Annotated in this window: 12 protein-coding genes; 2 read left to right on the forward strand and 10 right to left on the reverse strand. The window is 51.7% G+C overall.

The window, feature by feature from the left end:
- Nucleotides 1-100: 100 nt before the first annotated feature.
- From Q2J39_RS03900 to Q2J39_RS03920, 5 genes are all read right to left on the reverse strand, one after another.
- Nucleotides 101-430 carry a co-chaperone YbbN gene (locus tag Q2J39_RS03900; protein WP_230268521.1) on the reverse strand — a complete coding sequence of 110 codons (330 nt, stop codon included), beginning with the start codon at nt 428-430 and terminating at the stop codon, nt 101-103.
- 114 nt (nt 431-544) lie between these two features.
- On the reverse strand, nt 545-2,092 hold the full coding sequence (locus Q2J39_RS03905) for an aldehyde dehydrogenase family protein (RefSeq protein ID WP_288339258.1): 1,548 nt from the start codon (nt 2,090-2,092) through the stop codon (nt 545-547).
- A gap of 114 nt (nt 2,093-2,206) precedes the next feature.
- Nucleotides 2,207-2,554 (reverse strand): co-chaperone YbbN, encoded by a 348-nt coding sequence (locus Q2J39_RS03910; protein WP_288339257.1) that lies wholly within the window; start codon nt 2,552-2,554, stop codon nt 2,207-2,209.
- 248 nt (nt 2,555-2,802) lie between these two features.
- Nucleotides 2,803-4,407: an AI-2E family transporter gene (locus Q2J39_RS03915; RefSeq protein ID WP_230268437.1), complete on the reverse strand. Its 1,605-nt coding sequence runs from the start codon at nt 4,405-4,407 to the stop codon at nt 2,803-2,805.
- 84 nt (nt 4,408-4,491) lie between these two features.
- A complete protein-coding gene (locus tag Q2J39_RS03920) occupies nt 4,492-4,659 on the reverse strand; it encodes a hypothetical protein (protein WP_288339256.1) in 168 nt (55 codons plus the stop codon).
- A gap of 347 nt (nt 4,660-5,006) precedes the next feature.
- On the opposite strand from Q2J39_RS03920, the gene Q2J39_RS03925 reads away from it, so the two are divergent.
- Nucleotides 5,007-5,642: a lysozyme family protein gene (locus Q2J39_RS03925; RefSeq protein WP_230268439.1), complete on the forward strand. Its 636-nt coding sequence runs from the start codon at nt 5,007-5,009 to the stop codon at nt 5,640-5,642.
- 368 nt (nt 5,643-6,010) lie between these two features.
- On the opposite strand, the gene trxA is transcribed toward Q2J39_RS03925, so the two are convergent.
- The 5 genes from trxA to Q2J39_RS03950 form a co-directional block, all read right to left on the reverse strand.
- A complete protein-coding gene (gene trxA, locus Q2J39_RS03930; RefSeq protein WP_288339255.1) occupies nt 6,011-6,337 on the reverse strand; it encodes a thioredoxin in 327 nt (108 codons plus the stop codon).
- 247 nt (nt 6,338-6,584) lie between these two features.
- Nucleotides 6,585-8,498, reverse strand: a complete 1,914-nt coding sequence (locus tag Q2J39_RS03935; protein WP_288339254.1) for an LCP family protein — start codon at nt 8,496-8,498, stop codon at nt 6,585-6,587.
- 173 nt (nt 8,499-8,671) lie between these two features.
- Nucleotides 8,672-10,156 carry a glycerol kinase GlpK gene (gene glpK, locus Q2J39_RS03940; protein ID WP_288339253.1) on the reverse strand — a complete coding sequence of 495 codons (1,485 nt, stop codon included), beginning with the start codon at nt 10,154-10,156 and terminating at the stop codon, nt 8,672-8,674.
- Between the two features lie 499 nt (nt 10,157-10,655).
- A complete protein-coding gene (locus Q2J39_RS03945; RefSeq protein WP_288339252.1) occupies nt 10,656-11,501 on the reverse strand; it encodes a DegV family protein in 846 nt (281 codons plus the stop codon).
- Between the two features lie 54 nt (nt 11,502-11,555).
- Nucleotides 11,556-12,071, reverse strand: a complete 516-nt coding sequence (locus tag Q2J39_RS03950; protein ID WP_230268096.1) for a MarR family transcriptional regulator — start codon at nt 12,069-12,071, stop codon at nt 11,556-11,558.
- A gap of 257 nt (nt 12,072-12,328) precedes the next feature.
- Between Q2J39_RS03950 and Q2J39_RS03955 the strand changes: the two genes are divergently transcribed.
- The gene (locus Q2J39_RS03955) at nt 12,329-12,877 is read left to right on the forward strand and encodes a GNAT family N-acetyltransferase (protein WP_288339251.1); all 549 of its coding nucleotides are present in this window, start codon (nt 12,329-12,331) and stop codon (nt 12,875-12,877) included.
- The last annotated feature ends 276 nt before the right edge of the window (nt 12,878-13,153 follow it).

A 13,153-nucleotide genomic window follows, 5' to 3' on the forward strand; every position in this document is an offset into this window, starting at 1 on the left:
TAATTTTATTTCACGGATTTTATACTTCAAAAAACGGGACTTTTTCAGCAGCCTCCCAGCTGCGGGCCGTTTTTTATTTTTGGTCGATTGCGGCGCAGGTTTACTGCTGAGCGAGAGCCGAGCGAACGAATTCAAAAATTCCCTGCTCGTCACGGCTGCCGGCGGATTCGGCAACGAGTTCACCGTTGACGAAGAACGTCAGTGTCGGGATGGATTCAATTCCATAAGCCGAAGCGATCTGTTCAAACGTATCAATTTCGGTCCGGGCAACGGCGATGCCTTCCTCATTGAGGGGCTTGCTGGCGGCATCGAGCGTTGGATAGAAAGCTTTGCAGTGGGGGCACCAGCTGGCGTAAAACTCCATCAGCACTTTTTGATTGCTGTTAATAATGTCACTGAAATCTTCAGTACTTGTAACTTGCTGAATCATCGGAAATACCTCCCTTGTTCTTTTTTATTATGAATAGACAAAAGGCGGTATTAGAGTCATTTGCCCGCTTGAATTCAGGGCATTTCCAGGACGTTTCAAGGCATGAATCCGGCTCTAGCGAAGCACTTTTCGAATCAGCGAAGCCATCCAGGGCTTGCGGTCGTTATAGCGCAGCGGCAGATCGAGAATTTTCACATCCGGCTTTACGGCGACGCTCTTAATATGGGAGAACGTTTCATAGCCCCATTTGCCGTGATACTGTCCCATGCCGCTCGCTCCCATGCCGCCAAACGGCACGCTGTCGGAAGCCAGCTGAATGATGGTGTCGTTGATGCAGCCGCCGCCAAAGGGCTGAACGTACTTCATGTACTGCTTCTGCAGACGGTTGCGGGTAAACAGATAGAAAGCAAGAGGCGTCGGCTTATCCGCGAGTTCCTGCATCATCTGACGGAAATTCGTGAACGTCAGCACGGGAAGAATCGGTCCGAAAATCTCTTCCTGCATAACGGGGTCGTCCCAGTCGACATCCAGAAGGACGGTCGGCTCAATCTGAAGGGTCGTTCCGCTCGCACGGCCGCCGATGGCGACCTGTTCGGGATGAATGTAGCCGATCAGGCGTTCATAATGCGCCGGTGAAATGATCTTGCCGATGCGTTCCGGACTTGGATACTGCCGACGGATTTCATGCATCAGTGCAGCCATGAACGGTTCGAGAACCGAATCGTGTACGAGAACGTAATCGGGAGCCACACACGTCTGGCCGGCATTCAGGAATTTTCCGAAGACGATGCGGCGCGCAGCCAGGGCCAGGTTGGCGCTCTCATCGACAACAGCCGGTGATTTGCCGCCCAGTTCAAGTGTCAGCGGCGTGAGATGCTTCGATGCAGCTTCCATGACCATGGATCCGAGCTTCTTGCCGCCTGTAAAGAAGATATAGTCAAAATCTTCTTCCAGCAGCGCTTCGATTTCTTCGCAGCCCTGCGTAAAGACGGTTACATAATCCGGATCGTAAATATTTTGAACGATCTCGGCAATGACTCTGGATGTTTCCGTAGCCGCATGGCCGGTTTTCAGAACGACTGTGTTGCCGGCTGCAATGGCTTCCGCCAGAGGTACCATGGCCAGATAAAACGGATAGTTCCACGGAGCCATGATCAGGACCGTGCCGTATGGAATGCGCACCGTTTCATAGAGTGCGGGCATCTGATGAAGCGGTACCGTGTGGAGATGAACCCGGGAAGCGGAACAGAGATGGCGAATCTGATAGCGGATAGCTTCGAGAACCAGGCCTATTTCGCTCATCCAGCTTTCATCTGCGGATTTCCCCAAATCCGCATAGAGCGCCTGTTCGATGTTCTTCTGCTGAAGGAGGATTTCGTCGTACAGCCGCTTCAGCTGCTTTCCTCGAAACAGCAAGTCCAGCGTTGTGCCGCTTTTGAACAGTTCCTTCTGGCTGGCTACCGCCTGTTCTACGGATTGTTCTACTGATTGGTCCATGTGGGCCTCCTTTTCGTTTGCATTTTTCTCGCCATGCCTGCGGGCGAATAACAGTATTGTATTGGAATCTATCCTTAACAATGAATCGTATTCCCGAAAAAAGAAACCGTCAGATTGCCGGTTGTGTGCTGAAGTCCTGTCTTTTTTGAACGGTTTATCGTCCATTGTACGAAGCGTCCTCAAAAGTGCATGTCAAAGCGGACAGGGCGCTCTTCAATTTCTCCCATCCGCATCGCGGAATACGGAATATGAAAAGAACAGCACGCAGAGCTATGCGCTCTATTCAACCACATCGAGACCGGCTTTCTTACGGGCAATCTTCAGCAGCTCTTTAAGGCTGGCGAGATCACGGTAGCCTCTGGCTTTCAAAACCGGCTTCTTGTCATAAAAGAAGATGAGTGTGGGCAGAGAATCGGCACCATACTGATCGCACAGATCGCCAAACCGGTCGCTGTCGACCTGCGCGATGGTCAGTGAATCCGAAAACTGCTGATCCGCTTCTTCCAGAACCGGATGAAACATCTGACACGGACCGCACCAGGATCCGTAAAAATCCATCAAAACCATGCCGTCTCTGGACAGAACGTCTTCAAATTCGGCTTCACTTTCAATTTGAATCAATGCCATAAAAAACCGCCTCCAGCATCAGTGTAGCGTCTCGTAAAGATCGAGAAGCCGGCTTTTGCTCAAGACGGTTTTTCAATGGCTCTATCGAAATTTCAGATCGGAGAATTCATGCGATTTCCGTTTTTCTTCTCCGTATATGTGCTCCGGATATCCGTATATGTGTTTCGTATGCAGGAAACGTACCGATTTTTTACAGGGGCAGATTTCTATTTCCCATTCGGTTTTCCTCCGGATTTTTCAGTCCAGATTTATTTGGACGAAGAATCGTTTTTAACCGTCGCCGCGTTTTGCGCGGGTTCCGGGTCTTTGGCAGGATCGGCGTCCTTCGCTGGATTCGGCTCTTTGACCGGATTGGACGGCTCGGATGGCTTTATCGATGCGGCGGGCTTTTCTGAAGAATCCGAAACCTGACTCAGCGCTTTCGAAGCGGCTTCGGCATTTTTTTGAAGGTCTTCTCGTTCTTCTTTTGTCGGCGATTCGAGATTGGCCGGACTGGAAGGACGAATGTCTTCATCGGTCATGTCGTAGGCACAAAGCAGCGCGTCCAGACGGCGGCGCAGATCTTCATCATCGCGAATCATCTGTTCGACTTCCACCTGCGCTTGAGGATTTTCATCCACCGACTTGCGCAGTTCCATCATTTCGGAACGCATTTTCTGAACAACGTTCTTGCTGGCGTTTTTCTGCCCCTTTTCGTTTGATTCCTTTTCGCGCTCCTGCTCCTGTTCGCGTCTGGCTTTGAGTTCGGCCAGATCGATTTTGGCAATCTTATAGACGGAAGCCATCAGAGGCACGCCGAGGATCATGCCCAGTACGCCAAAAAGCGTACCGCCGACGACGATCGTCATCATGACGTAAATGCCGGGCAGACCGACTTTATTTCCGATAACACGCGGGAAGAAGACGTTGGATTCGATCTGCTGAATGATGCAGAGGAAAATCAGGAAGATCAGACACTTGGTCGGCGAAATGGTAAAGATAATGAACGCGCCGATGCCGCCGCCGATAAAGGCGCCGACCATCGGGATCATGTTGATAACGCCGACAAGAATGCCGATCATCGTCGCATACGGCAGCTGCAAAATCAGCATGCCGACTATGCACATCGTCGAAAGAATAGCCGCTTCAATAATTTCGCCCAGAATGAACGATTTGAACGAGTCATTGACAATGCGCAGGTCGCGGGTCAGATGCGTCCGTTTTGGCTTGGACACGTAGAGATCGACAAAGGTGTAATAGCCTTTGACAAAGCGTTCCTTTTCCGCCAGAACATAGGAGGCGAAAATCACAACTACAAACGTATTCACAAAAAAGCTGACAAAGGAGGACACCAGGTTCATCGTGCTGTCCATCACATTGGAGCCGCCGCTTCCGTTGGTCAGAAAGCGGACAATCACTTCAAACGTCTGATCCCAGTCAATCGGGTTGGCTTTCAGCTTTTCGAGAAGCGAAGGGTAGTTGTGCAGAAGCTTTTGCAGGAGCGTTTCCACTTCGTTGAAATACTCCGGTGCTTCGCTTGTCAGCATGCGCAGCGCGCTGATCAGGTTTGGAATAATGATCGACAGAATCAGGATGATGATCAGAAACATCACCAGAAACGAAGTCAGAATGGCCAGCGCTCTGGCATGATTCTTCACAAACGGCTTATCGGATTTTTTCAGCCGGTCTTCGACCGGGCACATGATCAGATTCAGCACGAAGGCCAGAGCAGCCCCGCCAAGCAGAGAAGTAATCGATCGAAGCAGGATATCGATGCCGGAAACAACATAGGAAAAGTTTGTAATGAACAAAATCGCCAGGACGACAATGACTCCCATCATCCAGAGCGTTCTGTACTTTTTAAAGATTTTCATGGGCTTTTTCCTCGCAAATTACAGTTTGTTTTCACACAAAAAAGAGTCAGGCGATTTCCAGGTTCTGTCGTATAGATCCTGAATTCAGGACATGGATTTTTTCAGAAACCACAGACCGATCCCCAGACAGATCGCGGAGACAATGAGCATCCAGAGAATTCCCCAGAACAGAGAAACCATGGACAGGGCACACGCCAGGAACAGAAATACGCAGCCAAGAATGCCGGCAGTTTTTTTCGAGACAAGTCGCATACAGGACTCTCCTTTGCTTGTTGCTTATTGGTTAATCATACCATTGCATTTTTTAGAGAAGGCAGTTTTCCTGCTTTCTTCCCTTTTGCAGCGTATCCATTTTCTCTGGATCCCGTCGGAATGAATCCGGGTTATTCGAGCAGAAAAACGAACAGAAATCCGGCAATTCAGGCGAGAATCGAACCGGACAAGAACCGAAAGATTTCAGGACGGCCGGTCTTTCGAGCGGCTTTCCTTTAATGGACAATTTTGTGAGTTTTCATATCATTTTGTGAATTTTCCTCTATAATTTTGGCTCATACTGATCCAGCACGTATGGTTTTTGAACAGAAGAAAGGAGAGAGACGATGACCGCACAAAAGAAACCCCGAAAAAAGACACCGCCGCCCCCTCCAGGCCGTCCGCACGGACTGCGCAAGCGCGCTCTGATTTTCCCTGCGCTGCTTCTGCTGCTTTCCATCGGATGCTCCATCTTCATCCTCACCCGTCAAAGCGATATTCCCCAGACGCAGCAGGAACTTGTTGCCTTAGTCGAGCACCAGGCGGCTGCCGAAGGCATCAGCGACCATCTGCGCGAACTGAAGGCGATTGTTACGGTGGAATCCAACTGGTCTGCCGAAGATGTCTTTCAGTCCAGCGAGTCCCTTGGCCTTCCGCCCAATTCCCTTTCGACCGTTGATTCGATCGAACAGGGCGTCCATTACTACCATACCCTTCTCGAAAAAGCCGCCGAGCTCGGTGTAGACCAGGATGCCGTTTTTCAGGCGTACAACTTTGGCAGCGGCTACCTTGATTTTGTCGCCGCCAACGGCGGCGTCCATACCCGCGCACTGGCCGAAGAATTTTCCCGGATTCATTCCGAAGGAAAAGTCGTCTCCTACCCCAACCCCATCGCCATTGCGGCCAACGGAGGCTGGCGCTACGAATACGGCAACATGTTTTATGTCGACCTGATCCATCAGGCTCTGGCCACCATTACCTGATCCAGAATTTTTCCCTCTGGAAAATATTGTCAGATGCATCCGTCGCCCGGAGCGTCTGGCTTTTTTTCTGGGCTGGTCCCGGCGGTTTACGGCTTTTTCCTGCCAATGCGGGCCGCGAATCTGCATGCGGCCTCTCGATTTCCGATCCGCCGTACAGTGCGGACAATACGGATTCTACGGATCGTATGGCCTGTACGTTTTCGTTTTTCAAAAAACAAAGCTGCTCCTGGCCTGCGTGCAGGTCCATGAGCAGCTTTATCTTTCGTATGTATGAATGGGTTAAAGGAGACAGAATCGAATCGGTCCGACCGATACGATTGGTCTCTTTAAGCGCGAGGCTTTCGATTATTGCGTTTTGCGAACCGGGCTTACTTTTCTTCAGCAGCCTGGATGAATTTCATCAGTGCGTTTTCATCCATGTAGCCGGCAGTAGCCAGAACCGGTTTGCTGTCCTTGAAGAAGACGAGCGTTGGAACGGACTGTACTTTGAAGGCAGCCGCGATTTCCTGCTGCTTGTCGATGTCGCACTGGGCTACAACAACTTTGCCTTCGAGTTTTTCAGAGACGCTTTCGAGAACAGGATGCAGCATTTTGCAGGGGCCGCACCAGGTCGCGAAGAAGTCCACGAGTACTTCGGGATGGTTTCCTACGATTTCCTTGTAGGTATCAACAGAATCAATATGACGAATAGACATGATTATTACCTCCTGTCCATGTACTGGACATTTGGCCGAATAGGAAAGGAAGCTGTATGCCGGTACAGTCACAGTTCCTTCCGGCTGATTCCTATTATACGAATATCCGCCTCTCTGCTGGGTTTTAGCGCCCGCCCTCTGTAAAACCCAAAAGAATTTGTCTAGTTTAACTCCATAAAACAAACCGCCCGGATCTTTTTGCGGATCCAGGCGGAAAAATGGAGTTTTCAATGGATAAGTCTGCGATTTACTGATCGCCACTCGGAATTTCGTTGAAGGCACCTTCGCCGCCTTCGCCTGTACCCGGATCCGCCGGAGCCGGTTCAATCGGGACTTCTGTCGTACCCGGATCGATGGGCTCTTCCTGAACGGGATACGTGTAGGAAGGCGTCTGGGACGGATCGACGTAAACCCCGCCGTTTTCGTTGCCGTAATCTGGCGGAAGAATCGGGTCGATGGGCGGCTCGGTCTGGTTGGTCTGGTTGAGTACATGCTTGGAATCTTCGGAATCTTCGCTCTCTGCCGGAATCTGAGGCACACGGCCTTCCAGAACGTCTTCAATCAGGGAATGCGCGGTATTGACGTCTTCTTCGTAAACGAGCGTGACGGAAGCCGCTGCGCCAAGCGCTGCCGACATCTGCGTATCGCTTGCGCCGGTCAGGGCGTAGCTCTGGATGTTCCAGGACGGGAACGAGCTGACTTCCAGGCGAATCAGATCGCGGATCTGGCTGGACGGCATGTTCGTCGTAAACGCGGTAGAAAGCGCGGTCAGCACTTTCGGATAGTTCACCAGCATCGACGGGGACATGACGGAGCGCATGAGCGCCTTCATGACCTGCTGCTGGTTGCGGATGCGCTGGTTGTCGCCGTCGAGATAGGCATGGCGCTCACGGGCAAACGCCAGAGCCCGCTCGCCGTCGAGATGGTTGACGCCTTCGTGCACGCCTTCGGTACCGTTGGCGTAAAAGCGTTCGACTTCCAGACCCGGTTCGACTGTGATATCAATGCCGCCGACTGCGTCGACCACATTGATCAGCGAGGAGAAGTTCACCTGTACGGTGTAGTTGATTTCAATATTGAGGAAATCTTCAATGGTAGATTCGGTTGTGCCGATTCCGTAAATGCCCGAATGGGTCAGCTTGTCGTACTGACCGGCCGCATAGCCGCACGCCGTTTCGTTTTTCCGGCAGGAAAACGGCATGTAGGAATCGCGCGGCAGGGAGACGAGAAGCACTTCGTGCGTTTTCGGATTGACCACCGCAAGCATGTTCACGTCCGTACGGGACTTGGACATGAGCGTTCCATAGTTATCGGAACCGGAAATCATGACCACAAACGGATCCTGCGTAATATCCGCAACCGGATCCGCTTCGTTTTTCATATCTTCCGGAATGTCTTCGTAGTACAGATACTGATCCACCGTATTGGTCAGCGTCGTCAGCGCGCCATAGCGGTTGTAGTCGTTGGCCGCGTCGAGCAGCGAGGAATGGAACTGTTCCGGCAAAACGACCGCTACGACATTGTCTGCGTAAAGCGCGTCAACCAGCTGATACTGATCGGCGAATTCAAGAATTTCGGCGTCTTTCATGCCCTTGCTTTCGAGCTGGGCCAGCGCCGCTTTCGTTCCTTCTTCATCCAGCGTCGGAACGGTACCGATCCGCTTTCCGCTCAGGGAAGCCGGATCTTTTAAATCGTAGCCTTTGGTCGAGTACGTCGTCACCGTTACGGCCATTTTTTCGCCCAGGCCAGCCGCATCATCGAGAATGGCGTTGGTCTGCGAATCGGAATCGTCACCGTCTTTTCCGGAATGGTTCGCCGTATGGCGCGTACCAATGATGGAAAAGAAGTCCGCGGTCTGCTGGATATACCAGCCGCCAAGAACCGATACGCTGCCAAGCGCTACCGACAGAATGACCAGAAGCGATTTCGCCCAGGTCTTTGTCCGCCGGCGGAACAGTCCCCAGACAATAACGACAAGCAGAAGAAGCAGGAAGGCGCCAAGAACGCTCAGCTGAATCGTGCTGAACACGTCCAGGCTGAATGCCTCGAACATCAGATAGACAAATCCGCCAGCCAGAAAAAGCGAGGCAAGCCATGCCAGAACCCGCATGGCTTTTGACGGTTTCGCGGGTTTTCGGCGCGATGGTCGTTTTTTGGGCATAATCTTCTCCTCCTCAAAAAATCTGTTTCTAATCTTACCATACGAAAAAGATGAATTCTCTCTTTCATTCGCTTTATGTACGGTTTCTTTAGCGTCCCAGTCCGTACACGGACCAGAAAAGAAGGTCGACTCTGCGCGCCGCAGACGCTTTTTCTGCCGCTCGATCGGAGCGATCAGAACGTCCGGCAGGTGTGCAGCGCCTCAAGCCAGCGTAAGTATTCGCGCTCCATTTCCTTCTGGTTATCCTGCGGAACAAACGAACGTTCGACTTCAATATTCAGATCGTCCCAGTTCCAGAAGCCGCACGCCAGACCAGCCAGATAGGCGGCGCCAAGCGCCGTCAGCTCATTGATTTCAAAGCGGTCGACTTCCATGCGGCAAAGATCCGCCTGCTTCTGCAGCAGGAAATTGTTGGCGGCAGCGCCGCCGTCCACTTTCAGAATCTGAATGGGAATGCCCGAATCGGCTTCCATCGCATCCAGAACGTCCTTGACCTGGAATGCCATGCTTTCGAGCGCCGCCCGGACGAGTTCATCCGTTCCCGTCGAAAAGGTGAGACCGACAATGACCGCCCGTGCCCGTTCGTCCCAGCTTGGCGCGCCCAGACCGACAAAAGCCGGAACTATGTAGACGCCGCCGGTACTGCCGGCACGCACCGCCATTTCTTCCGTCTGACTGACGGAGTAAAAGAGGTGAAGCTTGTCGCGCATCCACTTGAGAATGGATCCGGAAACAAAAATCGAGCCTTCCAGCGCATACGTGACCTGATCGCCGATTTTCCAGGCGATCGTGGAAAGCAGGCCATGGCGGGAACGGACGATTTCCGATCCGGTGTTCATTAACAGGAAGCCGCCGGTTCCATACGTGTTTTTTGCCATGCCTTTTTCCAGACACAGCTGACCGAACAGCGCGGCCTGCTGGTCGCCGACGATCGAGCAGATGTCGACTTCCTGTCCAAAGAGAACGTGCGGCGAAGTCGATCCGTACACCTGCGACGTGGAAACGATTTTGGGCAAAATGGCTTTTGGAATATTGAAGCGCTCGAGAAGTTCGTCATCCCATTCGACGGTTTCGATGTTGCAGAGCATCGTTCGCGACGCGTTGGTCGCATCGGTCACATGGACTTTTCCGCCCGTCAGATTCCAGACGAGCCATGTATCCATCGTGCCAAACAGAATTTCACCGGCTTCCGCTTTTTTGCGGGCGCCCGGAACATGATCGAGCATCCAGACGATTTTGGATGCGGAAAAATACGGGTCAATGCGCAGGCCGGTCTTGCGGCGGACAAACGGTTCCAGTCCTTCGTCTTTCCATATATCGCAGATCCCCGCGCTTTGCCGGGACTGCCAGACGATGGCCTTGCAGATGGGCAGGCCTGTACGCTTATCCCAGAGAATCGTCGTTTCGCGCTGATTGGAAATGCCGATTCCGCGAATCCGCGAAGGATCTGCGGACGCTTTGTTCAGTACGTCCGCCAGAACGCCCAGCGTGTCGTACCAGACTTCCATGGCGTCCTGTTCGACCCATCCGCTCTGGGGATATTCCACTTTGCATTCTTTCTGCGCCATGGCCTTCATGTGCTGTTCGTGATCAAACAGGATGGCGCGCGTCGATGTCGTGCCCTGGTCGATCGCCAGGATATACTGATTGTCATTCATATTCATTTTTCGACACCCGGACAGCCTGTTCTGGAACCGCTGCTGTAAAGATGCGGCGTTTTTTGCCAGATTTTTTCGGCTTGCCAAACGGATGTCTTTACCTCTTTCTTGATTTTATCGACTTTGGAGGGCGGCGTCGCTGAAGACTGGCTCATGCCTCAAGGCTTTTTCTTCTTTGCGGGCGCCTGTCCGATTCGACGCTCTCCGACTGGGTTTGGCCTGAGACAGGTCCCTTCTTTTTCTACAATATTTTTATGAGGCTAAAACGAAGGTTAAACGCATCGTTCCAAACTGTAAGCCGCCTCATCGTGTCGACGCGTAAAACCGTTCCATACAAAAGAAAAAGAGCACGTCGGACGTGCTCCATGAACGGCGGAAAAAACAATCCATATTTAATCCATCGAATTTAATTTAATCCGCAAAATTTAATCCGTATAATCCGGGAAATGTATTCCGAAAATTTCCACCCGAATAGAAATAACGTTTTGAAAGACGGCAGCTAGTCTTCTCTGGGCAGGAAGGCAACCCCGCAGGCACCGGGACCGACATGCACGCTCAGCATCTGAGAAATTGCGGCCATCTGCGCAAGAATCTCCTGTCCGACGACTTCACGCAGAGCGTTCTGCAGGTCGCGCATCGGCTGTTCATCCAGACCGGTATAGCCCACAAACACCGGGCGATTCTCATCGATGCCGCAGTCTGCGGCGAGTTCGGCCACGCGGCGAATTCCCTTTTTCGTACCTCGCGTTTTGGCACAGGCTGTGATTTCTCCGTTTTCGTCAATCGTCACCAGAGCCCGTACGCCCGCAAGATCGGCCAGAGCCGCTTTGGCTGGCGAAATCCGTCCGCCTTTCTTGAGATATTTCAGCGTGGGAAGCATCGCAAACAGACGTACCTGCTTTTTCTCTTTCTCGATTGTCTCAATAATCTCTTTCGCGCTTTTCCCCGCATTTCGCAGTTCAAGCGCGCGGGCAACGAGAACGCTTTGCGAAAGGCAGGCCTGTCCGGAATCGATCAGATGGACGTTTTCCTGCCACGCTTCGTGATCAAGCAGAGCCAGTCTGGCGGAATTGTACGTTCCGGAAAGCGAGGAAGAAAGCAGCAGAGCGATCACTTCATCTCCTCTGGATGTCAGTTCTTCAAACACCGCTTCAAAAGCGCTCGGCGAGGGCTGACTGGTGCTGAGTACATTCGACTCTTCTTCGAGAAGGGCGAAAAAGTCCTCGTTTTCAATCGGGTGATCGAGCAGCTTTTCGTTGACGCAAATGGGAAGCGAAACGACGCGAAGGCCTTCCTGTTCCTCTTCCTTTAATTCCTGAGCACTGTCGGTAACAATCCAAATCATAGTCTGTGTTCCTTTTCTTTTTTGTGTTGGATATGCCTTCCTGTACTGAAAGGCTTACGCGTTTTTCGTTTTTCCCTTTTCGGTACGGCGGGAAGGCTCCGTGTCGGCATGCGCGTTCAGCGCCTGTTTCTTTTCCTGAATCATTTCCTCAAGCCGGGCACTGAGCTGATTGGAAAACTGATAAAACGCTTCCCACTGCTCCATCTGAATGCAGGCGTGGGCGCCTTCAAAGATGTGCTCGCATTCTCGGGCGAGATATTCCATGCGCTCCTTGCCTTTGGGGCTCAGCCGGTAGCGGGCGCGATACTGGCTGGTATCTTCCTTTTCAATCCAGCCGCCGGCGCAGAGTTCGCGCAGAGCGCGGGAAATCTGGGCCTTGTCGGTTCGGGTGATCTGGATCAGCCCTTCCGGGTTCAGGCCTTCTTCGCTGGAATACAGGGCGATCAGCACATTGAGATCGGAGCCGCGAAGCCCTTCCTGCTGCATGTACAGCAGGCGAATCCGGTTCATCTGCTTTTCCAGAGCGCCTACCGCATTAAAAAACTGAAGAATCTTATCCGTATGTGACATGCCCGTACTGTAGACATCTTTTGTTGATAGGTCAACGATTTAATTGTCCAGAGGCTCGATTTTGCGGTTTTGGATGCTTTGCGAAAGATCGAAACCGTTTGCACAAGGAAATCGACCAATGCGCTTTCCGACATCCCTTGGATTCTTTTTTGATGATCCTCATGCTTTTTCATCCATTCGTCTGGCTGCCTGAAAAAGGTTCTGGGCGACACCAGAGCATTCGCCTATACTGAACGGGATCAAAAAGGAGAGAGCCTATGGCAGAAATCAGTACTTGTTCAAAACGAATTTTACGGAAAGCCGGCCTGGCGGATCTGGAAACGCTCTGCCGCTTTTTCCAGAACGTCTGCGACCGCCTGAATACGCGAATCAACTATCCGCTCTGGAACTGGGGGATCTATCCGGATGAATCGGTGCTTCATGAGGCAATCGTTCAGGAAGAAATGGTCGTCTTCTGCGAAAAAGAACGCATTGTGGGCGCTGCGCGCATCAGCCCGTATCTGGAAGGCATGGACGCCTTTGAATGGACCGACTCGCGTTTCAACTGCATTCATCTTTTCTGCATAGACCCGGATTTTAGCGGCCAGAAGCTGGGTGATGACTTTCTGGGCCAGATTTTAAATCTGCTTCAAAAAGAGGGTTTTGCATCCGCGCGTCTCAATCTGATCGTTGGCAATGCGCCGGCCAGAGCGCTGTACGAGCGCGCCGGTTTTCGTTCCAAAGGTACGAGTGAAGTTCTTCTCGAAAAAGAAGGCACATTGCCTTTTGAACTGATGGAATACATTTTTCCTGTACAAAACGGATGAATTCGACCAGTCTGCCTGCAGGCAGACTTTTCTTTTTGTGAAATGGCCGTATTTCCGGTTTTCTCGCATGGCTTTCGGATTCGATGTCACTTTTTATCATTCCTGTTTGGATAACCGAACGGATACCGGAAAGATTATTGCTCAATCCTTTCCATTTCTTACAATAAAAGAGAACGATTTCATTTCGTTTTCCATTAATTTTCATCACCGGAATTCATGGATGGCGAGATGATTTTTTCTTTATCTAGAGTCGATCCGTCTTTCTTTTGCGATCTT

Source organism: uncultured Allobaculum sp. (genome assembly GCF_948576815.1).
Taxonomy (GTDB): Bacteria; Bacillota_I; Bacilli_A; order Erysipelotrichales; family Erysipelotrichaceae; genus Allobaculum; species Allobaculum fili.

Bases quoted from the DNA above. Each gene is read 5' to 3' on its own strand.
- Q2J39_RS03900 (WP_230268521.1), bottom strand. From the start codon at position 430: ATGATTCAGCAAGTTACAAGTACTGAAGATTTCAGTGACATTATTAAC.
- Q2J39_RS03905 (WP_288339258.1), bottom strand. From the start codon at position 2,092: ATGGACGATAAACCGTTCAAAAAAGACAGGACTTCAGCACACAACCGG.
- Q2J39_RS03910 (WP_288339257.1), bottom strand. From the start codon at position 2,554: ATGGCATTGATTCAAATTGAAAGTGAAGCCGAATTTGAAGACGTTCTG.
- Q2J39_RS03915 (WP_230268437.1), bottom strand. From the start codon at position 4,407: ATGAAAATCTTTAAAAAGTACAGAACGCTCTGGATGATGGGAGTCATT.
- Q2J39_RS03920 (WP_288339256.1), bottom strand. From the start codon at position 4,659: ATGCGACTTGTCTCGAAAAAAACTGCCGGCATTCTTGGCTGCGTATTT.
- Q2J39_RS03925 (WP_230268439.1), top strand. From the start codon at position 5,007: ATGACCGCACAAAAGAAACCCCGAAAAAAGACACCGCCGCCCCCTCCA.
- trxA (WP_288339255.1), bottom strand. From the start codon at position 6,337: ATGTCTATTCGTCATATTGATTCTGTTGATACCTACAAGGAAATCGTA.
- Q2J39_RS03935 (WP_288339254.1), bottom strand. From the start codon at position 8,498: ATGCCCAAAAAACGACCATCGCGCCGAAAACCCGCGAAACCGTCAAAA.
- glpK (WP_288339253.1), bottom strand. From the start codon at position 10,156: ATGAATGACAATCAGTATATCCTGGCGATCGACCAGGGCACGACATCG.
- Q2J39_RS03945 (WP_288339252.1), bottom strand. From the start codon at position 11,501: ATGATTTGGATTGTTACCGACAGTGCTCAGGAATTAAAGGAAGAGGAA.
- Q2J39_RS03950 (WP_230268096.1), bottom strand. From the start codon at position 12,071: ATGTCACATACGGATAAGATTCTTCAGTTTTTTAATGCGGTAGGCGCT.
- Q2J39_RS03955 (WP_288339251.1), top strand. From the start codon at position 12,329: ATGGCAGAAATCAGTACTTGTTCAAAACGAATTTTACGGAAAGCCGGC.